This window comes from Mucilaginibacter paludis DSM 18603, from assembly GCF_000166195.2.
Classification (GTDB): domain Bacteria; phylum Bacteroidota; class Bacteroidia; order Sphingobacteriales; family Sphingobacteriaceae; genus Mucilaginibacter; species Mucilaginibacter paludis.
The window spans coordinates 5,078,236-5,104,993 of the sequence record NZ_CM001403.1 but is presented as its reverse complement, the minus strand read 5'-3'; the positions used below and the strand labels follow the sequence as shown (position 1 = coordinate 5,104,993).

Annotated in this window: 23 protein-coding genes; 4 read left to right on the top strand and 19 right to left on the bottom strand. The window is 38.4% G+C overall.

Annotation, left to right across the window (positions count from 1 at the left end):
* The first annotated feature begins 11 nt into the window (after positions 1–11).
* The 4 genes from MUCPA_RS21610 (at position 12) to MUCPA_RS21595 (ending at position 5,520) form a co-directional block, all read left to right on the top strand.
* Positions 12–521, top strand: coding sequence for a hypothetical protein (locus MUCPA_RS21610; RefSeq protein WP_157543960.1), 510 nt, complete (start codon positions 12–14; stop codon positions 519–521).
* A 62-nt stretch (positions 522–583) separates the two neighbouring features.
* Positions 584–1,789 (top strand): aspartate aminotransferase family protein, encoded by a 1,206-nt coding sequence (locus MUCPA_RS21605; protein WP_008509317.1) that lies wholly within the window; start codon positions 584–586, stop codon positions 1,787–1,789.
* Positions 1,790–2,141: 352 nt separating this feature from the next.
* On the top strand, positions 2,142–4,418 hold the full coding sequence (locus MUCPA_RS21600) for a glycosyltransferase family 4 protein (protein ID WP_008509315.1): 2,277 nt from the start codon (positions 2,142–2,144) through the stop codon (positions 4,416–4,418).
* A gap of 97 nt (positions 4,419–4,515) precedes the next feature.
* Positions 4,516–5,520 carry a glycosyltransferase family 4 protein gene (locus tag MUCPA_RS21595; protein WP_008509313.1) on the top strand — a complete coding sequence of 335 codons (1,005 nt, stop codon included), beginning with the start codon at positions 4,516–4,518 and terminating at the stop codon, positions 5,518–5,520.
* Positions 5,521–5,759: 239 nt separating this feature from the next.
* Here MUCPA_RS21595 and gmd read toward each other — a convergent pair whose 3' ends face one another.
* From gmd to MUCPA_RS21500, 19 genes are all read right to left on the bottom strand, one after another.
* Complete coding sequence (gene gmd, locus MUCPA_RS21590; RefSeq protein WP_008509311.1) at positions 5,760–6,875, bottom strand: GDP-mannose 4,6-dehydratase; 1,116 nt, start codon at positions 6,873–6,875, stop codon at positions 5,760–5,762.
* A gap of 149 nt (positions 6,876–7,024) precedes the next feature.
* Positions 7,025–8,272: a WcaI family glycosyltransferase gene (locus MUCPA_RS21585; protein ID WP_008509309.1), complete on the bottom strand. Its 1,248-nt coding sequence runs from the start codon at positions 8,270–8,272 to the stop codon at positions 7,025–7,027.
* 87 nt (positions 8,273–8,359) lie between these two features.
* Positions 8,360–9,193 carry a glycosyltransferase family 2 protein gene (locus tag MUCPA_RS21580; RefSeq protein WP_008509307.1) on the bottom strand — a complete coding sequence of 278 codons (834 nt, stop codon included), beginning with the start codon at positions 9,191–9,193 and terminating at the stop codon, positions 8,360–8,362.
* A gap of 106 nt (positions 9,194–9,299) precedes the next feature.
* Positions 9,300–10,148 (bottom strand): aldo/keto reductase, encoded by an 849-nt coding sequence (locus MUCPA_RS21575; protein ID WP_008509305.1) that lies wholly within the window; start codon positions 10,146–10,148, stop codon positions 9,300–9,302.
* Entirely contained in the window at positions 10,135–11,790 is a 1,656-nt protein-coding gene (locus tag MUCPA_RS21570; RefSeq protein WP_008509303.1) for a GMC oxidoreductase, read from the bottom strand. Before MUCPA_RS21570 ends, MUCPA_RS21575 begins: the two co-directional genes overlap by 14 nt.
* A gap of 12 nt (positions 11,791–11,802) precedes the next feature.
* A complete protein-coding gene (locus MUCPA_RS21565) occupies positions 11,803–12,402 on the bottom strand; it encodes an LbetaH domain-containing protein (RefSeq protein WP_217220309.1) in 600 nt (199 codons plus the stop codon).
* Between the two features lie 76 nt (positions 12,403–12,478).
* Complete coding sequence (locus MUCPA_RS21560) at positions 12,479–13,663, bottom strand: glycosyltransferase (protein WP_008509299.1); 1,185 nt, start codon at positions 13,661–13,663, stop codon at positions 12,479–12,481.
* A 3-nt stretch (positions 13,664–13,666) separates the two neighbouring features.
* Entirely contained in the window at positions 13,667–14,692 is a 1,026-nt protein-coding gene (locus MUCPA_RS21555; protein ID WP_008509296.1) for an acyltransferase family protein, read from the bottom strand.
* A 3-nt stretch (positions 14,693–14,695) separates the two neighbouring features.
* Positions 14,696–15,862, bottom strand: coding sequence for a glycosyltransferase (locus MUCPA_RS21550; RefSeq protein WP_008509295.1), 1,167 nt, complete (start codon positions 15,860–15,862; stop codon positions 14,696–14,698).
* Positions 15,863–16,544: 682 nt separating this feature from the next.
* Positions 16,545–17,720: a glycosyltransferase family 4 protein gene (locus tag MUCPA_RS36315; protein WP_008509290.1), complete on the bottom strand. Its 1,176-nt coding sequence runs from the start codon at positions 17,718–17,720 to the stop codon at positions 16,545–16,547.
* A gap of 266 nt (positions 17,721–17,986) precedes the next feature.
* Entirely contained in the window at positions 17,987–19,402 is a 1,416-nt protein-coding gene (locus MUCPA_RS21540) for a hypothetical protein (protein WP_008509288.1), read from the bottom strand.
* Positions 19,403–19,412: 10 nt separating this feature from the next.
* Positions 19,413–20,588: a glycosyltransferase family 4 protein gene (locus tag MUCPA_RS21535; protein WP_008509287.1), complete on the bottom strand. Its 1,176-nt coding sequence runs from the start codon at positions 20,586–20,588 to the stop codon at positions 19,413–19,415.
* Positions 20,589–20,595: 7 nt separating this feature from the next.
* Entirely contained in the window at positions 20,596–21,189 is a 594-nt protein-coding gene (locus MUCPA_RS39300) for an acyltransferase (protein ID WP_008509285.1), read from the bottom strand.
* A complete protein-coding gene (locus MUCPA_RS21525; protein ID WP_008509283.1) occupies positions 21,182–22,285 on the bottom strand; it encodes a glycosyltransferase family protein in 1,104 nt (367 codons plus the stop codon). The genes MUCPA_RS39300 and MUCPA_RS21525 overlap by 8 nt, the downstream gene beginning before the upstream one ends.
* A gap of 2 nt (positions 22,286–22,287) precedes the next feature.
* Positions 22,288–22,860: an acyltransferase gene (locus MUCPA_RS21520; RefSeq protein ID WP_008509281.1), complete on the bottom strand. Its 573-nt coding sequence runs from the start codon at positions 22,858–22,860 to the stop codon at positions 22,288–22,290.
* Between the two features lie 40 nt (positions 22,861–22,900).
* The gene (locus tag MUCPA_RS21515) at positions 22,901–23,707 is read right to left on the bottom strand and encodes a motility associated factor glycosyltransferase family protein (RefSeq protein WP_008509279.1); all 807 of its coding nucleotides are present in this window, start codon (positions 23,705–23,707) and stop codon (positions 22,901–22,903) included.
* Positions 23,708–23,802: 95 nt separating this feature from the next.
* Positions 23,803–24,426, bottom strand: a complete 624-nt coding sequence (locus MUCPA_RS21510; RefSeq protein ID WP_008509278.1) for an HAD family hydrolase — start codon at positions 24,424–24,426, stop codon at positions 23,803–23,805.
* Complete coding sequence (locus tag MUCPA_RS21505; RefSeq protein ID WP_008509276.1) at positions 24,419–25,150, bottom strand: 3-deoxy-manno-octulosonate cytidylyltransferase; 732 nt, start codon at positions 25,148–25,150, stop codon at positions 24,419–24,421. The genes MUCPA_RS21510 and MUCPA_RS21505 overlap by 8 nt, the downstream gene beginning before the upstream one ends.
* A 9-nt stretch (positions 25,151–25,159) precedes the next feature.
* Positions 25,160–26,701 carry an aldolase catalytic domain-containing protein gene (locus tag MUCPA_RS21500; RefSeq protein WP_157543959.1) on the bottom strand — a complete coding sequence of 514 codons (1,542 nt, stop codon included), beginning with the start codon at positions 26,699–26,701 and terminating at the stop codon, positions 25,160–25,162.
* Positions 26,702–26,758 lie beyond the last annotated feature (57 nt).

Genomic DNA, 26,758 nt, shown 5'->3' with positions numbered 1-26,758 from the left:
ATAATAAAATAATGCGACATCTTATTACCATACTCTTGTTTTTCAATGGCTTACCCAGCCTTTCCCAGGGATTCGGTTTACCCGGGTCGCATAAGCAAGATCAGCAGCAGTCCGAGCGTAAGAACGAAAAACCTGGTGCTAAAAATGATATGCATGCGGCGCCAAACAGGTTAAAAAAAATCAAAGAGATCAAAACGGCTTATATCACCAAAAAACTTGATCTGACAGCCGAACAGTCAGGCAAATTCTGGCCGCTGTACAATAAATACCAGGAAGAAATGTTTGCCATTCAGGCCCAGATACGGATGAATAATTCCCCATCACAATCCAACGGTAAAGACCAGGTTTTGAATGAATTATCCTTAGACGAAAAAAAGAATAATATTAAAAGACATTACGCCACTGAGTTTCTTAAAATTTTGCCGCCCGAAAAGGTTAGCTTGATTTATAAAAGCGAAAAAGAATTTCAGGACGAGGTGATTAAGCAAATGCGCGAAAGAAGAAACGAAGCTGACAATTGATTAATTAGTTTTTATAGTAAGGGCTTTCGGCGATAGTTGGAAGCCTTTGTTATTTTTGTAGCATGATAACCCTCAGGCAGCTTTTTTTAAACCACAACGCGCAAACCACCCACTTCCCCCTTTTACTGGAATTTGAAAGTGCCAAAGGTGTTTACTTATACAACCCCGAAGGCAAAGCCTATATGGATCTGATATCGGGTATAGGGGTAAGCAATATAGGCCACTCCCACCCCGCCGTTGTAGATGCCATTAAACAGCAGGCCGAAAAATATATGCACCTGATGGTTTACGGCGAATACGTACAAGGCCCGCAGGTGCGTTTTGCCGAGAAGCTGGCATCATTGCTTCCTCCACAGTTACAATGCACTTATTTTGTTAACTCCGGTGCCGAAGCCATTGAGGGGGCATTAAAGCTGGCCAAACGCTATACGGGCCGTAGCAATATCATTGCCTTTAAAAATTCCTATCATGGCAGCAGCCATGGCGCTTTAAGTGTAATGGGCAACGAAGAGTATAAACAAGCCTATCGCCCATTACTTCCGGGAGTACAATTTATTGAGTTTAATAACATGACCGATCTGGCGCAGATCAACACCGGCACAGCCTGTGTTTTGGTTGAAACCATACAAGGTGAAGCAGGGATCCGGGTGCCGGATGTGAGTTACATGCAGGCTTTGAGACAACGCTGTACCGAAACCGGAACATTGCTGATACTGGATGAGATACAAGTTGCTATGGGGCGTACGGGTAAGCTTTTTGCCTTTGAGCATTTCGACATCCTTCCGGATATATTAGTAATGGCGAAGGCTCTTGGCGGCGGTATGCCCATAGGCGCCTTTATATCTTCGGCGCAAATTATGAGTTCGTTCCGCGAAAATCCTATCCTGGGGCACATTACCACTTTTGGTGGGCATCCCGTATGCTGTGCTGCCGGTTTAGCCGGTTTACAGGTGCTGTTACAAGAAAACCTGATTGAAAAAGTAGCCCAAAAAGAGCAACTGATACGGCAATTACTGGTTCACCCGGCTATCCGCGAGATCCGAGGCAAAGGCCTGATTATGGCTATCGAACTGCAAAGCTTCGAATTTAATAAACAGGTAATTGACCGGTGTATTGAAAACGGCATTATTACCGACTGGTTTTTACATTGCAGCAACTCCATGCGGATTGCCCCTCCCCTTATCATAACCGAAGATGAGATCAGAATAGCCTGTGCAGTGATTCTGGAGGCGCTCGATTTTTATGGCGGCGGAGCTAAACGAGTGTGACGATCAATCCTTCGCCATCATATCCGGACAGTCGAATAAACTTTTGTATGCAATAAGCCTCAAACCAGACACGTAAAGATCACGCTTTGCACTTGGTCAAGATAACAGATTTTGATCAGGAATGCCTACGCGCTACTTGATCATGCGTAAACTCCTCGATAGACCTGCCATATGCCGAAGACTTCAACCCAACCACAAACAGGATAAGGGTTTATCATAAAAATTGAATACCTTAGGTTAAAAAATACATTCCCAATACAATAAAGCGCCTTTCGCGGTTGTAACCACCAAACAATCCGATATGCGTGGTGTTATTCCTTTACATTTTCCAATAAAAAATATTATAAATTATATGCGTATTGCCTATATCTCAACATACCCTCCGCGCGAATGCGGGATAGCAACATTTAACCAAAATTTAGTCAAAGCTGTTAACGCTAATTTTACAGGCAAGGATGCTGTAACACAAAGTGGATTTGTGGTGGCCATGAATGATTCGGAAAGTTTAAAAGAATATGAATATCCCGAAGATGTAAAATTCATCATCCGCCAGGACCATCAAAAAGATTATATCCGGGCGGCTAATTATTTGAATACAAGCAATGCCGACGTTTGTGTTTTAGAACACGAATTTGGCATTTATGGCGGCGAAAGCGGCATTTATATATTGCCACTCATCAATAGGCTGGAGAAGCCATTAATTACCGTATTACACACCGTATTGCGCGAACCCAGTTTTGTTCAAAAGATTATCATGCGCGAAATCGCCGATCAATCGGCTAAAGTCATCGTAATGAGCAAACGCGCGGTTGAGTTTTTAACCAGCATTTATGAAATAGACCCGGCCAAGATTCAGATTATTGAACATGGCGTGCCCGATTTGGAAGCATCGGAAAACAATGAAATTAAAAAACTACCTGCGTTTAAAAATCACCGGGTGTTATTTACTTTCGGTTTAATCAGCCGCAACAAGGGCTTGGAAACCATGATTAAAGCGCTACCCAAAATAGTAGCTCAAAACCCAGATGTGATGTATGTTATTTTAGGTAATACACATCCTGGAGTTTTAAAAAACAACGGTGAGGAGTATCGCGATCATTTAAAAAGACTGGCTAACCAATTAGGCGTCAGCAAAAACATTACGTTTATTAACAAATTTGTGTCGGAAGAGGAATTGTTTCAATACCTAACCGCTATTGACATTTATATTACGCCTTACCTTAACGAGGCACAAATTACAAGCGGTACACTATCATACGCTGTAGGCGCAGGTGCCGCAGTAGTATCAACACCATACTGGCACGCTACTGAACTACTGGATGATGAGCGCGGAAAGATTTTTGATTTTAAAAACGATGAGCAACTCGCTGACATTGTAAACGATTTGCTGGGAGATAAAGAGGCATTGACTACCCTAAAACGTAATGCCTACAATTATGGTTTACATTTAAGATGGCCTAAAACGGGTGCGGAATATATCAAAGTAGCACAGGAAGCCCTGGCTAAACACGACTTTAGGGAAAAGGTGATGCAAAGCACCATTGTTGACCCTGAAATTATGCCCCGCTTTAGCCTGGACCACGTGTTAAGGCTAACCGATGACACCGGCATTGTACAACACGCTAAATTTGGCATTCCCAATTTAAAGGAAGGTTATTGTTTGGATGATAATGCCCGCGCACTGATTATGGCCCTAATGGCTTACCAGCGTAATAAAAGCCCTGAAGCCTTAAAATTGCTGCCTATTTACCTGAGTTACATCCATTACATGCAAACCGAGGATGGTAACTTCCGTAATTTTTTAAGCTTTAGCAGGCAGTATCTGGACGAGGTTGGCTCTGAAGATTCTTTCGGCCGAACCATATGGTCTTTAGGTTACCTGATTAACTGCGCTACCAATAACTCGTATCGCGAATTTGCGGTTGAGATATTTCATAAAGCGGTGCAGCAGTTTAAAAACCTGCATCACTTAAGGGGCTTAGCCAATACCATTATCGGCATAGCGCTTTATTTAAAAGTATTCCCTACGGATGAGGGTATGCTGAACGAAATGAACCGTCTGACAGATCCGTTGATGCAATCATACCACAAGCATCGCGACGAGCAATGGCACTGGTTTGAAGAAAAAATGACTTACGATAATGCCATTTTACCGCTTGCCCTGATGCATGCCTGCGAAATTACGAATGATCAGGAAGTTAAAAAAGTAGCCTTAGAATCGATGGTATTTTTAGATCAGCTTACCTTATCAAACGGTTACCTTACCCCGGTTGGCAACGAAGGCTGGTACCACAAAGGCGGCGAATTTCCGCTGTATGACCAGCAAGCTATTGAAACCATGGCGATGGTATTAATGAATTTTCAGGCCTATCAGATATGGCATAAACCAGAATATATCGAGAAAATGTTTTCGTGCTATATGTGGTTCCTGGGCGAAAACACCCTGCGCGCCCCTTTATACGACCATGAAACCAAAGGCTGCTGCGATGGTATTTTGCCAACCGGCATCAACCGTAACCAGGGCGCGGAAAGCACATTGGCCTATTTAATAAGCCACCTAACCGTATTAAAAGCTTTTGAGCTGGAATATGAGTATCATAAGTACGGGCAAACTATTGAACTTTGCTAAATTAGCCTAATCAACTTATTGAACGCTATATAGTATCTCCTCATTAACCGAGGAGATACTTTAACATGCCCTATCAGGGTAATATAAACTAAATTATATGAAGATAGCCGTATTAGCGCCTGTTGCCTGGCGTACTCCGCCCCGGCATTACGGGCCGTGGGAACAAATAGCATCCAATATTGCCGAAGGTGTAATCAGCTTGGGCGGCGATGTAACTTTATTTGCCACCGGCGATTCTATCACCGAAGGAAAACTCTCCTCGGTTTGCCAAACGGGCTATGAGGAGGACCGTACACAGGATGCCAAGGTACTTGAATGCCTGCACATCAGCAATTTGATGGAACGGGCCCAGGAATTTGACATCATCCATAACAACTTTGATTTTTTACCGCTCACCTATTCCAGGCTGATTAAAACACCTGTCATTACCACCATCCACGGTTTTTCATCACCACGTATTATACCTGTATACCAAAAGTATAATAGCACCTCGCATTATGTATCCATCAGCAATGCCGACCGTAGTCCTGATCTGGAGTATTTAGCTACAGTATATAACGGACTTGATTTGAATGCCTTTAGTTTTAACGATTCGCCAGACGATTATCTGCTGTATTTTGGCCGTATCCATCACGATAAAGGCGCAGCCGAAGCGGTAGAAATTGCCAAACAAAGTAAGCGACGTCTCATCATCGCTGGCATTATTCAGGATGAAAACTATTTTAAGCAAAAGGTAGAGCCTTATTTAAACAAAGATATTCAGTTTATTGGTCATGCCGGGCCTGATCAGCGGAAGCAATTACTAAGCAAAGCATCAGCCTTGCTACACCCTATCAACTTTAACGAACCCTTTGGTATGAGTGTTGCCGAAGCCATGATTTGCGGCACGCCGGTTATCGCCTTTAACAAAGGATCCATGCCCGAACTCATTCAGGATGGCAAAACGGGATTCCTGGTCAACAATATAGATGAAGCAGTAGAAGCTGTAAAAAAGATTCCGCGGATTAACCGGTATACTTGTACCCAATGGGCTAAAGATAATTTCTCGAAAGAAAAAATGGCTGCCGATTACTGGGCATTGTATCACCGCATACTGGGATAGGCTACTTGTATTGAACAGCACACTGCGGCGATGCTTAGTTTGTTAGCTTTTGAAAGTTTACAAATTCAGTCTTGAGTTAACACTTGCTATAATACGCTCAAATAGCGTCCAAAACTAATTGAACTTAACAAGTAAAACAAAACCGGCGTATTGATTAACAACACGCCGATTTTTTCGATTAGTTTTTTACTAATTATTGATCTCCAAATAAATCAATAACAACAAATCCAAATAACACGTTATTCAAATTGATTTTTTATAACGTAACCTGAATCAAGTAAGATCTTTTCTTTTTGAAAAAGAACAACATCCGCTGCCACCATCTCGGTTACTAATCCTTTAAGATCATATTTCGGCTCCCAGCCCAGTTTTGTTTTAGACTTTGTTGGATCTCCTATCAATAAATCAACCTCGGTAGGGCGGAAATATTTTTCATCAACAGCAACCACTTCTTTACCGACTTCAATTTGAAAATCAGCATTGTTGCAGCTCACAACATACCCACGTTCTTGTGCGCCTTCGCCTTTAAATTCAACAACTATACCAACTTCGGCAAAAGCCATTCGTACAAATTCACGCACCCTGGTAGTAACACCGGTAGCAATAACGTAATCTGTAGGAGCATCCTGCTGCAGTATCAGGTACATCGCTTCAACATAATCTTTTGCATGCCCCCAATCGCGTTGAGCATCAAGATTACCCAGATACAATTTATCTTGCAAACCCATTGCTATTTTCGCAACGGCACGTGTTATCTTCCTGGTTACAAATGTTTCACCGCGTAAGGGACTTTCATGATTAAATAAAATTCCGTTGCAAGCGTAAATGCCGTAAGCTTCACGATAGTTTACGGTGATCCAATAGGCATACATTTTAGCCACTGCATACGGCGAACGGGGATAGAACGGCGTGGTCTCAGATTGAGGTACAGCTTGTACCAATCCATATAATTCAGAAGTGGATGCCTGGTATATTTTTGTTTTCTTTTCAAGGCCCAAAATCCTGATAGCTTCCAATAAACGCAAAGTACCTATACCATCAGCGTTCGCTGTATATTCCGGAGTATCAAAACTCACCTTAACATGCGACATTGCCCCTAAATTGTATATTTCATCCGGCTGAACCTGCTGAATGATACGGATAAGATTAGTACTGTCACTTAAATCGCCATAGTGAAGTGTTAACCTTACTCCAGTTTCATGAGGATCCTGGTATAAATGATCAATACGATCAGTATTAAATAATGAGCTTCTACGTTTGATACCATGTACTTCGTATCCTTTAGAGAGTAATAACTCTGTTAAGTAGGCACCGTCCTGGCCGGTTATACCTGTAATAAGGGCAACTTTTTTCATATTTTAAATAACTTAGCGAATCAAGATGTTAAATATCGACAACGTTGCGATGCAAATAAATGATCTTTTTGACCATTTCAATTCATAACAAAAACCTTGCAATATACCACTATATTGTTTTTTCAATAAATAATTTTATAATTAAATGATTAGTTTAAGGTATTATTGACAAATTCAAGCATAACATTATCTATGTTTAGATATTTCAAAGCATACAAGCGGGCATTCTCTGCCTTTTTTTGAATGTTAACATTATTTGCGGCATTACTGATCGTATCTGCTAATAACTCGTCGTTTTCCGGTTCGATAGCAAAACCGACATCATATTTATTTATCAGATCAAACAAAGAAGTATTTTGGGGTGATGTAACAACACTTACCCCGCCCACCGCCAAAATAGTGGTTAATTTTGAAGGCATTACTAAATCACTGGCGGTGGCCTTTTGCAAAATAAGATGCAGATCTGCCATGTTTAAAAATTCGTTAAACACTCCTTTATCCTGAACCGGTAAAAATTGCACATTACTTAGTTTCTTTGAAGCAGCTAACTGAATTAGCTTTTCTTTGTAAGGCCCCGAACCACCGATAACAAACTTTATACCCGGGATATCCACAAGTAACTCAGCAGCATTAAGGATACTTTCCAGGCCTTGCTTTTCGCCAATTGCACCCGAATATAAACAGACAGTGTCTGTTATTTGAAAACCCCATTTAGTTTTCAATAAATGACGAGATGGCAATGGAAAAAACAGGGATGTATCTACCCAATTTGGAAATAAAAACACTTCTTTATCCGTCTTTGCTTTTATTTTATTGATCATCCCTTCGGATATGCTACTTATGTAGTCTGCCTTATCAAGAATATTTTTTTCAATTTTATAGATCTTTTCAAACAGCTTTTGACTCGAAAGCATATTAAGATCCTGAGCGGCTTCTATCTGAAGATCCTGGATGTGATAAAGCAGCTTACTACCAAAGCGTTTTTTGAACATGAGACCCAGATACGCCAGATGAAAAGGAGGGGCCACAGTGATAATTAAATCGTATTTTTTTCCATTAACAGCCAATCTGAGAACCTCCCAAAGCATAGACGTCCAGTAGGAGAAATCCTGAATTATCCTTTTTTTACCCGTTGGATCAGCAGGAACGTAGGAAGGGCACCTGTACAGAGTTAGCTTAGCATTACTTGCAGGATAATTGATAACTTCTTTCTTATACCAACGATTTTTATAAGGTGCCTGTACCTTCCAAAATGGATAATAAGGAAACGTAGTGATCACATCGCAATCATTACCATTTGCCGCCAACCAATCCATCATTTCGCCATTATATTTACCTATCCCTGTAGGCTCGGGCGAAAAGTTGTGACTAATAAGCAGAATTTTTTTCTTTGACATATATAACTCAAAATGGTCAGCAAATATTTTATAAAAAGATGTCGGAGGACACTCTCAATAATTGATTTAAATATTTAATTGATATTATCAATTTTGGGGCTGCATTTTCTCCTTCAATTTACAATATACCTGGGTAAAATAGGCCATTTTTAAAATAGCGAATGCCAAGCCGCGCGCTCCATCGCGAAAGCCGCCTAAAAGAAAAAAGCTGCCCAAAAAATATAACGGCCCAATAAATATACTACCCATTAATTTATATTTCAACCGCTGCTTCCAGGTAAAATTTTTAACTATTGCAGGATCGTTGTAAAACTTTAAAAACCGTTCGGATTCCCAGGTAGCATATTCATCATGCTTAATAACATAATGAGAAACGCCTCTATAATCCCGATGATCTATTTTACTTGAAATTACACCTATTTCGCCTTCGAGTATGGGATGTTCATGAACTTCCATATCCATTTTACTCCATTGTTGTTCGTCAATCCGCTCATATTCTCCGGCACCTACTTTAAACAAGGCCAGTTTACGCAAGGGATACCCTCCGCGCAGCTGTTTACCTAAAAAATAGATGGTATAGTTTAACCAATAACCAACCTGATCACCGCTATTGTTAAGTGCCGCTGCAAGCTCAACCTTAAATGCTTCGGTTAAATATTCGTCAGCATCTAAAAATAATACCCACTTTGTTTTAGGGCAATGATTTCTTAAAAACCAATTCCTTTTTTTAGGAAATTTTCCGTCCCAAACAAAATCTATAACCTTTGCGCCAAACTCGTTTGCTATGGCTTTAGTTCTGTCTGTACTCCCGGAATCAATTATAACTATTTCTGCTACGAAGCCTTGTCCGATTGCGCTGAGGCAACCCGGAAGATTTACTTCTTCATTTCGTACCGGAATAGCGATTGTTAAATCAAGCATGAATTTGTTTTGCTTTTATATAGTTAAAATTACAATAAAAACCCGATTTAAATGCATTTTTTTTAAAAAAAACAAAGCTATACTATTAAATTAATACTCCATAACCTTATTTCTCAACAAGAGCTATGTTTTGCTTCATGTGTTCAATATTAAACATTGAACAAAGAATTACACTTCTAGGGAAATCTGATAGTAACTTTGTTAGTTTATCGGCTGGTTTTAAATCTTTTGTACCACCACGGAACGGAGAGAACAAGATATTTGCCTCGTTCCCTCTATCTATAACGAGTTGCCCGTAGCCTGGTACACCTGGCGAGTTATTAAATTGAAGTAAATCAAAATTATCAATATAAGTTTCGTGAAGAGGCAATTGGTCCTGCATATATGCTAAACCCCAGGCACGTATCTTACCTTCGCTTTTTAGCCTCGCGGCGGTTTCCTGTAGTTCATCAATATATGTAATAGTTTGATGCGGCTCGTGGATAAAAAAGTAGTCAAGATAATCCGTTCCTAACGCATGCAAGCTTTTTTCAAGACTTTTACGCATGTCATTTCCACGCAAAGGATTAATGCGGTCAAGAAAATAATCACTTACATTTTTCGAAGGGGTATTATTGGGCAAGCTTGCCGGGCCCTTGTTATTTTTTGCCTTTCCGCGAAGTGCGCGCGCTATTGGTTTAACAGATTTAAATACCGATGCCTTCCAATTTGGCTTTATTCCAAATTTACTCGCAATCACCATTTTTTCTCTTTTATTCTTGATTAGCCTGCCAACAAACTCTTCAGCTTCGCCAAAACCATAAGATCGTGCCAGATCTAAATGGTTAATCCCATTGTCAAAAGCGAAATCTAAAGCGCGTTTTGATGATTTAGCATCTACAGAACCCATAATTGGGGCACAGCCAAATCCAAGTACCGACGAAGAAATTCCCTTTACAAGTTCAACTGTTTTCATTTAATTTGCTTAAATAGTTTGCCAAACGGACCGCAAAAACCCCCAAATAAAACGTTGGGTTAGCCTGACTTGAAGTAGGGAACACAGAACTACTGCAAACGAAGACGTTTTTTGTGCCCCAAAGCCTTAAATTACGATCAACTACGCCATCTTTTGGAGAATCAGCAATTCGTGTGGTTCCAGATTGATGGATACCATCCTTAGATATTTTTCTGATAGCATCAGCCAATTCATCTTTTTTAAACCAGTATTCAAGTTCGCCGCAATTACTTTCGCGGAGCCACTTGTCAAGTGTGTCATGAAGTTTGATCACCGAGTTCACATCAGTATCAGTTAGGTCGTAGTGGATAATCAACTTCTCATGATCAGGCCCAAGTTCCATTCTGTTAGCTTCAAAAGGGATTTGCTCTGAATGGAAGTGAAGAGCATACTTATTTTGAGAGCTAAATAAAAATATACCTGGTAATTTACGCGTAAGTAAATATCTTTTATAGAATATTGTTGCCGGTGTTATAATCGAAGAAGGCAATCCCTTAATCACATTCCAAATATGTTTCCCAACATCTTTAACCTCTCCTTTTGTTATAGAATATGCAATAGCGGGAGGGGCCAGTTTTTTCCCCAATATCGGAGTTATCATAGTTAAATACATTAATGACATAGCCCCGCTTTTGTGTTTCGGATCAAAATACAAAGGGTTATCAAGCCAAATAGCAGTATTAAGAAGATCATTATCAACCAGATATTTTGATGCAAATTGAAATCTTCTCCTGATATAAGTACCATCGGCATTGCGTAAAAATCCGTAATCAGTCTTTTTAGGATTTCCTTTAAATTTAACCGATGCAATTTTTCCAGATAGGTGGCTTTGATAATATTTACCTAAAGTCGGCGGAGTTTCATCTAATTTACTGAACAATTGTTTATTGCGGAGTAAAATCCGGGTTACCTCCTGAGTTCCTGCCGCCAAAACGAAACTCTTTGCAGTGAAAGATAAAAGTTCTTTACTTTCAACGTTTCTTACCTCAATCGTAGATACAACACCATTTTCATCTGGAGCAGAAAAGCCTCTTGCTTCGTACCCGCAAAGTAAAGTAACATTTGGGCGCTTTATAATCTCAGATTCATATCGCTCGCCAAACCGGGTTGGCATGCTCCATCTTTCAATAGCGCTATCTGTTACCACCCCTTCCTGAAAATTATCGGCAATTTTTGTTCCCTTAAATGCTGGTATCTCGTCTAAGTTAAAAGCAGGATCTCCACACTCGAAGTATTCAGTGGTCTTCTTAACGTATTGTTTTGTTTCGTTAAATAAATCTAAATCCCACGTGCAGGAAGCATCTACTGATGGCCTTTTAATAAAGTCCACCTCGTCGTACATTACACATCTTCCTCCCCAGGTTAACGATGAACCACCGAGTCCTTTATTTGTACATTCATAAGGATCATGATGATTAACACGATTCTCTATTTCAATGGAGTCATCTAAATCATTTTTAACTGTTTGCTTAGGCCCACCATATTCGATTAATAAAACCGTTTTATCCGGATTCAACTGAGAGTATTCAAGCGCAGTAACAATTCCCGCGGGACCAGTTCCCACGATGCATACATCAAAAATTTTGTCTAAATTAGTTTCCATGTTTAGGTAGTATTATTTCTCAAGTAAAAAATTATTACGCTTCTTCACTGCTACGGCCGGGTTGCCCGCATAAACCGTCCAAGCCTCCATATTTTTACCTATAACAGCAGCTGCGCCAAGTACGCTGCCTTCTTGACAACGAACACCAGGCAAAACAACAGCTTTAGCACATATCCACACGTAGGGTTCAAATACAATTTGTCTCTTTAAATATGTAAAGGCCATTTCATTGTAATTGTGGGTTGCACCGCAGATGTAAGCATCTTGCGAAAGAATAGTGTGATGACCTATTGAAACTCCTCCGGGATTATATACTTCAACACCGGGGCCAATAGTAACAACGTCTCCTGTGTCCAAAAGCCAGGGTGCCCATATTTTACAATCAGGATAAATAAAATTGTTACTGCCTATTTTACCGCCAAATAAACGCAAAATCAGTACCCTCCATTTATGTAAGGGATTGGGGGTCCACCGGCATAAAACAATCCATACTATATTCCAAACAAATCTTTTTATTTTATCCCGGAATGAGAATACCGATCTTACATAGGGATCCGGATCATTGATATTGTGTGAAGAAAACATTATTAAAATTTGATAGTTAAAATTCAAAAAAACATATATAACATTGCGAAGGCGCCAGTGTAACGAAAACAGATTTCTTCATTCGACTAGATACCTGAATTGTTTATTTTACGGCATTCAGAAATTTTAAAGCAGCTGTATCTACTTTAAAATTGTTGTTATAAACCGCTACCGCATCTTTGCTGATACGCTCTCTTTTTGTATTATCTAAGCCCATCCATTCATTCAGCATTTTTTTTGTTCCCTCTAAAGTATCAGCGCCTATAATGCCTCCGTCTTTTATTTCACGCCATATATTTACCTGGTCTGAAATTAATACAGGTTTACCACATGCCAATGCCTCCACTACAGCGATACCAAAATTTTCCTGATGACTTGGAAGTATAAAAGCTTCACAACCATAAAATGCCCCCCACTTGGTATCTCCACTCAGCATCCCCGGGAAATAAACAGAAGATTTCAAATTATCCTTCTCATTTACAATCTTTAAAATTTCCTGCCCATAATCAGTATCCAAACCGGGACCGGCAATTACCAAATCGGGGATGAGATCCCTATTATCCTTGTTTTGATAAAGAGAGTCGTACGCTTTTATTAACAGATCTACTCCTTTTTTTTCATGTATCCGGCTTAAAAAAAGAATAAACGGCTTCTTACTTACATTAGGATGTTTGCTACCGAATTCTGCCTGCATTTTATGATCAAAAGCTGGTGGCTGCTCAACACCCAAGCTTACTATCTTTTCGGATCTTGGATGATATCCTTTAAATGTGGTACGGGCCAGTAGCTTTTCCGATTCGCAAGTAAAAAGCAGTCCACTTGATAAATTTACAATTTTGGATTCAATAAGCTTCCAATATATTAAATTTCTAATCGCTTTAATTTTCCGGGTTGATGCTTTTTGGAAATAGGGGTCTAACATTCCATGAGGCATCACAAAAAATGACGGAGAAGAAATACCGTGTTTACTTCCTTCTAATTGCTTTAACGCCTTATACAAGCCATAACCATGATAAAGCCACAAACCATGAAGTATAACGGCATCAAAACTATTCAGGTTTTTTTCGAGCCATGGAAGCAATAAGGGGCTATATGCCCAGGGGCCTTTTGCGGGTCCGAGCGCATGTACAGTAAATGGAGAATTGCTGTGATCCGCATTAGCTTGGTCCAGACAGACCACCTCGCTTATGACGCCATGACTGGCAAGCCCTTTGATGATAGTTTGAATAGCCTGACTAACACCACCTAATGCCGGATCTATGCTGGCCGTAACATGGAGTACTTTCATAATTTATTTACCTTCTCCTAATAATACTTTTCGCAGAAAAGATACCTTCCGCAACACGAGAGTCAAAATTATAGAACATATAAATATTAGAGTAACCAAAGCCAATTTGTTAAATAAATCGTAATTAATCTCGCCATGGTGTATCTTTCTGATGGCTGTCTCAAAAAACTCCAGGAATACAACATGGCTTAAATAAATACCATATGATGTTGAACATAAAATCAATACCCACTGCGGAACCTTAAATTTCGGCAATCCAATTATCAGGAGCAGCAATCCGATTCCACCGATTGGTAATTTAGCAAACGGTCTCAAAAAAGGATATTGAGCCTTTAAAAAATTAGCACCCAATATTAAAATCAAGAGGAAGAAACCGATAATCATACAACGATAACTTAAAGTTAACTTAAGAAGATTTAAATAATGAATCGCCGTGGCTGCAATTAAATATATTAAAATTGAAGTAACGGGCAACACGCCAAATACGTTATAAGCATGGCCGAAGGCTATGTAAAAGGCTCCAAGTAGAAGAAGGCCTAAACCTAAAATCTTCTTTCCTTTATCACCCTTCCAGATTACATATAAAGAAAAAGCAAACAACTGTAAAACGACTAATTGAGGCAAATAATAAAGTTGAACCGCACTTTCACCGTAAAATAGAATCCTCCAAAACACCAGGCTATGGTGGCTCACACCTCCAATAAAATAATCTTTTGCAAGTAGTAAACTGGTATATATCAATGTCCAGCCCCAAAATGGTAAAATAATTCTCTTCCAAAATTTACCAAAAACCTCATTTACAGCATCGGTGCCATTTAGGCCAGATATAAAATATGTTAATGAAACAAGAAAAAAGAAGGGCACACATAGTGGAGAAAAAAATTCGTTTATACTGCCAGCTGCTGGTGTACTAAAAGGAACGTGAATAGTAATAACGCCGAAAGCAGCGATCAATCTTACTATATCTATTGAAACATTTCTGGGACTTTTCGCAGGTTCAATAGTTGTTGCTACATTTTGAGTACTCATAAATTATTCATCGGTTAAAATTTTTACATAAGCTTGTTCAATTAAATCTAATGCTAAGCCGGCGTTAAACATAGTTGCATTTTTTATTCCACGCGAGATTTGTTCAGCACGTTCATCTTCTTTAAGCATAAGCACGTCTTTTAAAACTTTTGCCGATTTTGCGGACCATTCTGCAATTGCAGCGCTTTCAATAGGCATTACCGAAATTAAAAAAGCGCAACCACCGGCAACTTCCGTCATAGGAGCTTCATCGGTTGTTATCACCATACAACCGGAAGCCATAGCTTCGGCGATGGGCCAACCAAATCCTTCCGCCAATGATGGAAATAAAAAAACAGATGCCCCTATGTAAGCCCGCCTAACCAGGTGATCGCTCATGCCGGGTAAAAAATGAATATTTTCCTTAAAAGGAGAATTATTCCATTTTTCAACAAGGAAAGCGTCAGGCGATTCTCCCATCAGTAATAAAGGGATATTGCCATTATTCAATTGGCGATAAGCATTATATATTTCAATAATACCCGCCCTGTTTTTATACCACTGATTGCCACCAACGTGCAGGATATAACCTTCATTCAATTTCAGCCCTGTATTTTGCTCAATTTCCTTACGGGCACTTTCTTTGTCTCCGGGTACGAATGATTGATTTAAACCGTTATATATTACTTCGGAAAACTTTGGTTTAGAAGGCAAAAATTCATGCAGATCCAACTGGGTTTTTTTTGATACGGAAAGGAAATTTTTTCCGGCGGCATAGCCATGATGTATAAATGATTGATACTTTTTGCCCGACCAACGGGTAGGGTTTTGCGGAATCTCCCCTTTGGCCGAACGCTGAGCCAGAAAATCATGGCAATGAATTACATGCTTTCGGCTCGCAACCAGTGGAACCCATGGCCCAAGAGCCTGATCTGAAAAAACAAAAAGAGTAGAACGATCGTAATTTTTGAGTTTCCTTTTTACTTCAGATGGAAAAACTATGTATTGATCAATATACCCCGCCCATTTTTTCAAGCCCTTTGGAACCGGCAAATTATAGACTTTTGGAGTGGGTTGCCAAATCTCTACAGTATGTCCGCGCTCACGCATACCATCGGCCAGCATTTTAGCAAACCGGGGCATACTTTGAGAATTTAAAAAATCAGGATGGCTAAAAAGTACAATGTTCATAACTAACTTTTCGATTCAAATTTCTTAACAACGCAAAATATTATAAAGCTTTTCTTTTAATATATATTCTATGTTAAAAAACAAATTAAAACAATCACAAGTACAAACAATATCAACCTCCATTCTATTACCAAAATATATAGGTGAGATATTTATACATATTGCTTCTTATTCCTTTTAAGTGACATAAATTGCATGGACACTCCTTAACAGTCAATTTGAAAATGGCTATAAATCTTACCTGTTTGCTGTTGAGATGATAAAAGAAACGCCCCAGCTTCGATTAGCGTATTAGCTTTCTCGGTTAACTACGCAAGGGTGTCAACTTATACCCGCTCTATTGTATTTTTTTATATAATAAAAACGCCACAACATCTACCTCAAGCACCGTAAAGGCCCTAAATGCAATCATTCATTGATTGCAAATGTATCAAGTAAATTTCTTTGATTAATCTGCATACTTTGCATTAAAAATCAGGATGTGATCTCAATCACCCAAACATATTTGCATATTATGGCTTTCTTCAAATTGACAAAAAATTTCGGCATCCAAATAATAAACTAAGCTCTTTTTTGCCATATAAGATGCAAACATATTTGCATCTGTCGGCTAAGGTAGTCTGGAACAAAAAAGCCATTAAATATGCCAAGCTTTAAGATATTTTATTGCGAATAATATATTTTAAAACTTACTCATCTCGCTAACAATTGTCTTCGCTATTGCACTTATAGAATAGCTTTCCTGCAATTCGCTTGCGGCCCAATCAAATTTTTTAGGGTTTACAGCAAGCTGTGTAACACAAGAGGCAAGATCCTTTTCATCACCCTGTTTAAAAACTTTAAAACGTTCCCATTTTCCAAAATCAGCCTGGCATCCTACCACATTACTCACAATTACGCCACAGCCCGCCTGCATTCCTTCGTTAGCAACCAATCCCCATGTTTCTCCACTTTGCCTTGATGGCAGAACCACGACATCCATAGCAAGATAGTGATCGCCTATTTTTGACTGGTTGACAAACCCGGTGAACGTTGTTTTAACTCCATATTTATTGAATGCCACGCTAGCCATATCCTTTAATTCAGATTCCAGTTGCCCACTACCTAAGAGGTATAAATGAATCTTGCTCAACAGATGAGCCGGTAAATACTCTAACATCAAAAACAACAATTGAGGATTTTTCTTCTCTATAAACTTACCAGAAAATCCAATCACCAGTTTATCCGGATCAATACCAGCAGCGGTCCTCATTTCGCTCTGAATTTGCTTTTTTTCATCTTCATCAACACCAAGGTATTGATTTACTGTTGCATATCTTGCAGGCAACAATTTAGAGGCTTTCACACCATGATTTAAATAATGCTCCTTATTGAGTTCGCCGATAAAAAAGAAACGATCAATGCCTTTGTAAAACAAAAAATATACTAGGTATCTATACAAACTAACTAATTTACTTCGCTTAAAAGCATAATCCTGGGTTTCGCAACGCAGCCATATAGGAATTCTTAATATTTGGGCATAAAAAAAAACCACCCAATCAAACCGATAGTTTAGGCCGGTTAACATCAAAGCATCAGGTTTAAACTTCTTTATGGCCCCTCTCACACCTTTACCGCCCAGTGAGTTCCAGCCTGAAAGTGGCTCGCCATTTTCTGTATTTAGAATGGTATATCTATATCCCGAGAGCATAGGAATATCCCAGGCAAAACTCTCTGAGAACTCTTTATCTGCATATCCTTTTACAGAACAGTCGGACGCGTAAACTACATGCAAGCTTTCGGGCTTTAAGCTGTCGATTTCTTTCCAAATCGGGACCCGGTATTGCACAGGGTGAGAATCAAAAACCAATAGTTTCATTAAGTAATTTTATAGTTAATTAATATTAAACACTACTTTTTATTTAAGTATCTCTAAATAAAAAAGATATTATAAAGTATTTTCGAGTTTCACACAATGAAAGTACGAAAAAAAACGTATTCAATCAAGCATGTCATAATAATGTAATTGAGTTAAACGAACTCGAAATTCATTACAGACATCGGCATATAGTAATTAAATAGTATACTGTAAAGGATGGCAAAGTTAATCGGCTTCTTAAAGACACTTTGAATTCTACTAACCATTTACACATTATAAATTTGTGGCATATTATTGGCGTTAGGTATTTGCTTAGTAAATGGAGCCTGAATCTTTCGCTTATCAAAGTTTTTAATAGTTATAATTGCCCCCACACACATCCACCACCAAATAGAAAGCGGCGGTTGGATACTAAGCGTTCCACCTATTCCTGTTACAATCAGGAAACCCATTAAAAAAGACACTGCAAAACCAAATTTCTTTTCTTTCAGTGATTTCCAAATACGGTAGCAGAATATGATCACACCAATTCTGAACCCATACCATAAAATTAAAAGATATATTCCTCCCTCCCATACGGTTGTAGCCATATCAGTTTCTGTCCAAATATGCTGGCCAGATCTGATGGAATAGGCGTAGCTGCTAAACTTGTCGGATCCATTACTCATTACAGCCAAGCCCTTCCCTAAAATGGTCTCTTTAAGATCAACGTCAAATATCCAGTTTGTCCAATTAAAAAAGTTACCTTTTACCCGTCCCGCCAACTCATCATTTGAAGAATATTCTGAACTATTTTCAGATCGTTTATTAAACGCAGCAAAAAATTCGGGTTTTAGAGCCTGTAAAGCGGTGAGCGATATTACCAGAAATACTATTGCAACAACGCCTTTGCCTAAAACTACTTTGGGAGATTTTATACCAAGAAATATAATACCGATAAATAAGCATAGAGCACTACCATATACCGCAGCTCTTGATCCAGTGATAAATGATCCTATAATAAGCGATATTACCATGAAAGGTATACTATATTTCTTCACAAAATTCCAAAACCGGGATTTATATGTTGGAATTAAAAATAATCGCACTCCCAAAAAGCAAGCAACAACATTTAAAAAAAACGCGTATTGAGCATTGAACGAGAATGTCGAACTTACCCTTAAATAGCCTTCTGCAGAGAAAGCCTCCAAATTACTTCCATCAGTACTTAGATTAAGCCAGTTTGACGATGGCAATGCATTTTGCAACATCGCGATGAGCGCCGTCGGAATAAGCATCAGCGTAAAAAAAGATACAAAACGATTAAATGCCTCTTCCTGACCAGATGGAAAGGACAAAGGCACTAAAATAGCTACAACTACATAAAGCAAATATTGTTTCAAAGCAAAAGGTGCTAAAACAGGATCTAAAAACCCGGTATTGACTACCAAAGGAATAAAAGCAACAAATACGATTTTCCAATATTTGTTTATTTTTAAGGCATTACCTTTTAAATCATCATTTGCTATACTAAATAGGGCTATTATGCAAAGTATGTCCTTAAAAAAAAAGATCGGTAATCCCAAAAATGAAGGCGTTAACTTCCGGATCAAGCCTTCAAATATCAGTGATGTAACTAATATATAAAGCAATCTCCTTCTTTTTAAAACCTTCTTATTTTCGGTACCTTTTAATTTTATCATGAATGAATAATTACCCTTTTTGCCTGTTTTCTTCTACAACCTTTTCAAGCGAGCTAACAAGTAAATCTCCTGCTACATCCCATCCTTTTAAGCCTTTAGCCTTTTTAACGGCATTTTGCTTTACATTAAAATACAACTCCTTATCATCGGCAAGTTGCTGAAATTTTTCAGAAATGCTTAACGGATCTCTAATCGGAACTATAAAACCCTCCACCCCATCACTAATGATATCAGTAGCGCCGGTATTTATAGTAGCTACTATGGGAATGCCAAATGATAAGGCTTCGCCCAATACCAAAGCAAGTCCCTCCTCAATCGATGGCAAACAAAATACATTTGCACTTTTATAGGCATTTTCAAGTTCCTCGCCTTTTAACGCTCCCGTGAAAACCACATTTTCAGGAATCTTTAAATCTCTTATTCCGTTCTCTCCGGCAACATCCGGACCAACAATTACCAGTTTCTTTTTAGGATGTTCAAAATTATCAAAAGCCTTAAGCAAATAACGTAAGCCCTTCCGAACCGACACACTACCCACATATAATATGGTAAAATCATCGGAAGTGTCGCTATCGGGTAACTGATCCTGGTTTGGGAAAGAGTTAAAACCATACGGAACTTTAATAATCTTTTCAAAAGGAAAACCATATTCTAAAAAGCTATTCCTTACAAAATCCGAAGGAACCAAGATATAATCTGCCGCATCATATTCTTTTAGCCTTTTCGATTTTTCACGCTGGTGAAATGGTTCCCAATGTAAACCCAATGACGAATATTCATCAGATAATATTTTTTCCTGATAACTTACATGGCTGTTTACGCCTTCAACCACACAAATACTGCCATGCTTTCTGGCATAATTACAAGTTTTCAAACCACATCCGTTATAAAATAAAAACACATCACTGTCGCGTACAAAACGCTTGCATGCTCTATCCTGTTCACCCTTTGCTAAAAAAGCAAGTTCTGATGTGATTTTATCAGGCAGACCGAACTTTAAGGCGGCAAGATATATGGTTTGAAGTTTATCAGCCCGGTACAATTTATCACCAATTTCCGGAAATGCCGCCCTGGGGCTAAATCGTGAAAAGCCACTTACAAAAGCTTTCAGCACACCCGCATCGTACATGCTTTTTGCATATTTATAGTGATGCGACTTATTAGGAGCTGTATATACTATTTTCATAATTTATCTAACCTTTTAACCACGCTTGATTTACCGCCAAAAACTCACAGGGATTATAACGCAAGTCTTCCGTTCTTGTCTTGTTAATGGCTTTCGCCGGATTTCCGGCAACTATTTGAAAGGGTTCAACATTTTTACTCACAACCGCACCCGCGCCTACTACCGCCCCCCTACCAATTTTAACACCTGGCAATATAATAGCACTTGTTGCTATCCACGCATAATCATCAATAATTATCGGGGCTTTTACATGCTTCCAATATGGATCATTCAACCCGTGCGAGGCTGTTAGTATTTTAACTTGATCGTTTATACAAACATAACTACCAATTTGTATCTTATCATGTAAGGCCAACTCAACTGTACCTATAAATGTATGATCTCCCACTATTAAATTCTTCGCATTTCCCCCGGCATATACTTTACCAATTTCAGCCGTCCTTGAAATAATAGCCCCTCTGTATACCAAGCGACGCCTTGTTTTACTTCGTTGATACATTTCGGGCCATAACAGAATTCGCTTAGCCCACGCTTTAAAAAAAGGCAAACTAAATAGTGGAAACTTAGCTCTGTTTTTAAAAAGCACTGATAAACTAGCCATGTGATTTAATTTCAATTAAAAATTTATCTGCTATATCAGACACACTACTTGAATTTATATTTTTACGTCCCTTTTTTGCAGCAAAAGTCAAACTATCTTCAAGACCTGTAATCAATGTAGTTTGATTAGTAAAACCGCCTACATTCCAATCTCTCGCAATACAAACTACAGGCAAACCATATTCTTTCATGGCCGCCACAGACCCGCTTTTTTGAACTAAAATTTCAGGTGTAGTAGTAATACCAATATCGGCAATTGAAAACTCCGAAGACAATGCATCAGCTGATAAATAGCCTAAAACTTTGGTCTCAATATTATATTTCTGTAGAATGGCTTCCCAATTCTTCAATTCCGGTCCATTACTTCCAGCAAAAACAAACATGATACGGTAATTAAACTGTTTGTTCCAATTTACTATATCGGCAACAAATTTCTCAATGGGTGCACCGTAATGAATGCCCCCAAACATTAAAAACCGTAAAGTTGGTTTATCATGATCTACATCAGCAGCGTTTATTTTAACCCGAAGGTTGCCAAATAACGGTAATATTCCGGCCTCTATCCCGTTCTGTTTTAGCTTAAATTGATATAAATTAACATGAGTATGCGCCAACAGCGGCTTTAATTTAACTGCCAGATTAACAATTATTTTTTTCTGCAGCCAACCCAAAAGTTTCATCTTGATGTCGGCATCCGCATTCATCCCAACCCATAATTCATGAAACATAATATGCCATTTTCTGGTGCCCCCTAAATACCGTAAATATTTATGCAGATCAAAAGGCAAGCCTTTGGGGTGATGACCGAAACTTACAAATTGGAGGCTTAATAAATCAGGATTAAAAGCGTCGACACATTTTTTTGCAGCATCAAAACGCTGTTTAGTTGGCCATGATCCCGGTATGCGTAAAATGCGCAGGTTTACGCCATCATCATCACTGGTAATAGCGGTTTCTGCCGATACAAACGGATCCCTCAAGGCTATCGCTTCGCATTGGTGCCCCTTTCTGGTCAACTCGGAGGCCAGGCGCTTCACGTAATCGCCCACGCCATCTCTTCCTGTTTCTAACGAAGCACATAAAAAAATTATTTTCATAATTAGCCTCTTTGACTGATTTTTTTTGCGGGAACTCCACCCCATATCTCCAATGGCGGAATTGATTTGGTAACTACAGCCCCCGCAGCTACAACGGCGCCGTGGCCTATGGTTACACCCTTTAAAATAACAACATTACAGCCAATCCACACGTCTTCCCCTATATGTATAGCCTTCTCAATTCCCTCTTGCTTATTCATTAAAACATGGAGTTCAATACCATGGTCATGATCAATAAAACGGCAACCTGAGGCTATAAGGCTATTACTGCCAATAGTAATATCAGCCCGTATATTAAATTCGCAATTATTGCCTATAAATACGTTATCACCTATATTAATTGACCTACCCTGTCTCCATATCCCGTCAAATTTAAAATAGATGTTATGCTCCAACTTGCAATTATTACCCAAACTTATTTGATGAGGCCAGGTAGTATATATTTTAGGGATAATAGTGCCCTTACCGATATGCATACCCAATGTTTTTAACCTCAATTTCCGAAAAAAACTCTTTAATAGCGGATAGTAACGAACAACAACCACAAATCCTGCTTTTTGTATCAGTTTACTCATCTCGTTCTATTTATAAAATCGTTTCTGTGGATGCAAAAATTCAAGGCTTTCTCAAAAATTCCTCTAAACTTATTCTTTCAAATATTTCCAATTTCCCACCTTCAGTAGCATTATAAATCTTCCTTCCCTTCTCTTCAAAAGCCAGCCCCACATCTCTAAAAATCATATCAAGTTTTATTTTATCAGGATACTGATTAGATTCGCCTTTTTTATGATAGTCCTTATGGAAATGGAATTTGTCTTCTTCTTCATTTTTAACTATGGCCAAAGGTTTGATATCTGGAAAATTATGATCGGCCCCAATAATAGCTATTTCCTGAAATCCCATAAAATAGGCAATCTGGAAAGCTATAAATGGCGTAGACCCTTGATTGGATAATACCCTGGCTGGATTATAATTAAAGCTATTATCGTCAAAGTAGTACAAATAGATAAGGTCTTCAGCCGTTTTATTCAGATCCTTAAGAGAGTGGTAATTAATTATCTTTAAAAACTTTTCGCTATTTTTTAAAAAATCGGCATTTTGCCTGTTCAGAAGTATATCAAATGCAATAATTATCGAAGGAGAAAAACCGAGTTCTTCTGTAATTAGATTGATCTTATTTAACCCCATGGTAAAAACATCACCTAACAATGAAAAATTAGTTTTTAATAAGGATGGGCCGTTAAACATCATAACCGCCTTTTTCCCTTTTTGAGAATCCTTTAGCTTTAAAAATTTTTTCGCGCTCCTTCTCGATTCAGGATTTAGATCCCATAAAATTTTATTGGCAAGTTCTTGAAATATAGCTCTATATATATCTCCAAAAATTTTTTTATAGGGATTTATGTCATCTTTAAATTGCATAGAGTTCGGTATTTATCATTTATAACATTAGTACATAATTAACTTAAAACACTTGCCAAATTATGCTTAAACTGCAAATTGTAATAGCGCAATTTTTATAATGAGCCAAAGCTATATATATACTTATTGGTTAAATTAAGCATACTTTCATTGTTGTAACCAGCAAAATCAATGTTATTATCAACAGTTGCATCATAATCGTTTTTCGAATCGCCTATCAATACAACATCGCTTATATTATAGTTATTTTTACTTAGCAGTTGTTTCACAATCTCAGTTTTAGGCGTTGGAGACCCATTTATGGATTTAAAAAAAAGCGATAGATTTAAACCTTTACAAATTTCATTTAACTCCACACCATCAGAACCCGATGCGATATGCATCTCGTATTTGTCGGCATTTTTCCTTATAAACTCAACACTATCATTGATCAGCAATTTTTCGTCAATAAGTAACGAAAGCATAATCCTGTTAAATGATTTAGCCAACTCAATAACTTCATCTTCAGATATTTCCTGTTTTCTGATCTGCTCAAAAAAATACCGGAATTTAACATATCTGGACAAGCCACCGTTTTCTTCATGAAATGCTAATAACTCTTCAACCTGTTCGCGAGGGTACGAAGCCAGCACTTTTTCAAATCCCAAGCCCCTTATTGGCATAGAATCCATGATGACACCGTCAAAATCCCAGATTATAACTTTATAGTTTTCAAACATTTTCTTCTTCCAATCTCTTTAGAACCTTCATCATATCTTCAGGATTATCAACGGCTATCGAATGTCTTGACAACTCAATCATCCTTACCTCAAATCCTAACTCCAGAAAACGAATAATCTCTATATCTTCTTCCTGCTCTAAAGGGGTTTTGCTGGTAGCGGAGGCAAACATATTTAAAGCCGCAGCAGGAAATCCGTAAATACATACCTGTCGCCATCCTTTTACAAATACGCCACTTTTGTTGCCGGGGATAGTACTTCTCGACATATATAACAGACGCCCGTCTGGTCTGAAAACAACCTTTGGCACTGAAGCGCTTCTATATTGATCTTCAGTATCAATTTCGCAATAGCCGTTTATAATATCACCCTTGTTTTTATTGATTTCATCAATAACTTTTAATATATCATCGGGATCAAAAACAGGCTCATCACCTTGAACATTGATATAATAATCCGCCTTAATAATTTGAGCTACCTCAGCTATCCTATCTGTCCCGGTTAAACATGTATCTGAAGTAAGTAACACATTCATGCCATGTTGATTGCAGTGATCAACAATTAACTGGCTCTCTGTGGCAACGTAAACAAGTTCCTTGGATACAGCTTTTAAACATTGCTCATAAGTTCTTAACAGCATCGACTTTCCTGCAATATCCACTAAAGGTTTCCCTGGGAAACGCGAAGAGGCATATCTGGCTGGTATAACGACAATGAAATCCATTCTATCAAATTAATCAAGTAAACTATAAAGCGATTGTTCTTTTAATATACTATAGTTAGATGAGATCAATGTGTATAACTCAACATCACTTGTATCATGGAAAGCTGCAAACAGCGCCTCATTTTCATTAGTTAACGTCCTTTCTTTCGAAGAAATCGGAACATCCTGATAACCATCATAACCTATCACGTAAATTTTCTCGGCACCCAATGTCAAGGCCGTTTGCAATGCCAGAGCGGTATGTGAGTCTTTAAAATCACTTGTAAAATCAATTGCTGGCAATTCAAATGTTCGCCCATAAACAAGTTCAGGCACATAGGTACCCATTTTACGAGGGTAAGGTGGCAATACACAAATCCCATTGAAATGGCCGAAGTCATCAAATACTTTCTCCATCCGGCGACCTTCGTTTCCAATCAAACAAAAAATCTGCTCGTTTTTTATATCCTTATAACTATACGCGTTTTTTGAACTTGCGTGTATAATTGTCATGTCTTCATTTTGTTTTACAAACTCCAAAACGGCCGATGCATGCTCCGAAGCACTTTTTCCGCCTGCAATAATCAGAATCTGTTTTGATTTGCTTTGAGGCTCAAACAAAGGTAAGCGCTCGTTATCTTTAACCTTTTCTTTTTGGTTTTGTAATGCCCTGATTATACTGTTAAAGGAATAAAACCTGGTTGTTACCCAATCCATTACATCTTTTTGCGGCAATGAATTGGAACCTGATATCATATATGGAAGGTTTGTCCCCCATTCGTATTTACGCAATAAATCGTCAAAAGCGCTTACGGCATCGCCCAAGGCATTAAAATCTATTGATAAACCATACTTGGAATTTAAAACTGCAAGCAGAAGTTCCGTTTTTAAATTCCCGGCCCCGCGGCCCATTCCCCAAACGGTAGAGTCGATAATTTCAACCCCATGCTCAACAGCAGTTAAGGAGTTGATTAACGCAAGTTCAAGGTTATTATGTCCATGAAAGCCAAGTTTAACCGCTGTATTTGATTTAACTAACCCAATTGTCTCGATAACGTCTTTAGGGAATACACCCCCATAAGAATCTACCATATAAAAATAGTCAGCCACTCCGTCAACAAATTTCAAATCGCCCATGAAATTTGAATACTGATTCCATTTAGACATGTACATCACGTTAAACCCAACTTCAAAACCCATTTTCTTGATGCCCTCGGCAAGTGATATTGCGCGGCCAAGGTGTTCGGGATCAATAGCTATACGTACCATATCAATGATACCCTTTATAGGAGTCAGTAATTCATCAAGATGTTCAACTCTTACATCCTTCTCATTTAAAATAACTACTAATTTTTTGTTTGATTTACTTTTAAGATCGAGTAACTCGTATGAAGGGTTATAAAAATATTTCCCTAAATAGCCCTGAAGCGGCTTGCTGCGATATCCTATTTCAAGGTAATCTACAGGTAACTTATTCATCGACTCAATATATTGATCAACAAGTGCCTTGTTGAAATCCCAATTGGTATAGTATCCACCATCCCTTATTGTACAATCCAATATTTTAAACATATCAACCATCTTTTTAATAATTAAATTTATATAGCTACCGTTGAAAATTTTTATCGA

Coding starts and splice junctions, on each gene's coding strand:
- MUCPA_RS21500 (WP_157543959.1), bottom strand. CDS start 26,701: ATGTTTAAAATATTGGATTGTACAATAAGGGATGGTGGATACTATACC.
- MUCPA_RS21605 (WP_008509317.1), top strand. CDS start 584: ATGATAACCCTCAGGCAGCTTTTTTTAAACCACAACGCGCAAACCACC.
- MUCPA_RS21520 (WP_008509281.1), bottom strand. CDS start 22,860: ATGAGTAAACTGATACAAAAAGCAGGATTTGTGGTTGTTGTTCGTTAC.
- MUCPA_RS21510 (WP_008509278.1), bottom strand. CDS start 24,426: ATGTTTGAAAACTATAAAGTTATAATCTGGGATTTTGACGGTGTCATC.
- MUCPA_RS39300 (WP_008509285.1), bottom strand. CDS start 21,189: ATGGCTAGTTTATCAGTGCTTTTTAAAAACAGAGCTAAGTTTCCACTA.
- MUCPA_RS21585 (WP_008509309.1), bottom strand. CDS start 8,272: ATGTCAAAGAAAAAAATTCTGCTTATTAGTCACAACTTTTCGCCCGAG.
- MUCPA_RS21540 (WP_008509288.1), bottom strand. CDS start 19,402: ATGATAAAATTAAAAGGTACCGAAAATAAGAAGGTTTTAAAAAGAAGG.
- MUCPA_RS21505 (WP_008509276.1), bottom strand. CDS start 25,150: ATGGATTTCATTGTCGTTATACCAGCCAGATATGCCTCTTCGCGTTTC.
- MUCPA_RS21525 (WP_008509283.1), bottom strand. CDS start 22,285: ATGAAAATAATTTTTTTATGTGCTTCGTTAGAAACAGGAAGAGATGGC.
- gmd (WP_008509311.1), bottom strand. CDS start 6,875: ATGAAAAAAGTTGCCCTTATTACAGGTATAACCGGCCAGGACGGTGCC.
- MUCPA_RS21560 (WP_008509299.1), bottom strand. CDS start 13,663: ATGAAAGTACTCCATGTTACGGCCAGCATAGATCCGGCATTAGGTGGT.
- MUCPA_RS21600 (WP_008509315.1), top strand. CDS start 2,142: ATGCGTATTGCCTATATCTCAACATACCCTCCGCGCGAATGCGGGATA.
- MUCPA_RS21570 (WP_008509303.1), bottom strand. CDS start 11,790: ATGGAAACTAATTTAGACAAAATTTTTGATGTATGCATCGTGGGAACT.
- MUCPA_RS21515 (WP_008509279.1), bottom strand. CDS start 23,707: ATGCAATTTAAAGATGACATAAATCCCTATAAAAAAATTTTTGGAGAT.
- MUCPA_RS21580 (WP_008509307.1), bottom strand. CDS start 9,193: ATGCTTGATTTAACAATCGCTATTCCGGTACGAAATGAAGAAGTAAAT.
- MUCPA_RS21550 (WP_008509295.1), bottom strand. CDS start 15,862: ATGAACATTGTACTTTTTAGCCATCCTGATTTTTTAAATTCTCAAAGT.
- MUCPA_RS21595 (WP_008509313.1), top strand. CDS start 4,516: ATGAAGATAGCCGTATTAGCGCCTGTTGCCTGGCGTACTCCGCCCCGG.
- MUCPA_RS21610 (WP_157543960.1), top strand. CDS start 12: ATGCGACATCTTATTACCATACTCTTGTTTTTCAATGGCTTACCCAGC.
- MUCPA_RS21575 (WP_008509305.1), bottom strand. CDS start 10,148: ATGAAAACAGTTGAACTTGTAAAGGGAATTTCTTCGTCGGTACTTGGA.
- MUCPA_RS21555 (WP_008509296.1), bottom strand. CDS start 14,692: ATGAGTACTCAAAATGTAGCAACAACTATTGAACCTGCGAAAAGTCCC.
- MUCPA_RS21535 (WP_008509287.1), bottom strand. CDS start 20,588: ATGAAAATAGTATATACAGCTCCTAATAAGTCGCATCACTATAAATAT.
- MUCPA_RS36315 (WP_008509290.1), bottom strand. CDS start 17,720: ATGAAACTATTGGTTTTTGATTCTCACCCTGTGCAATACCGGGTCCCG.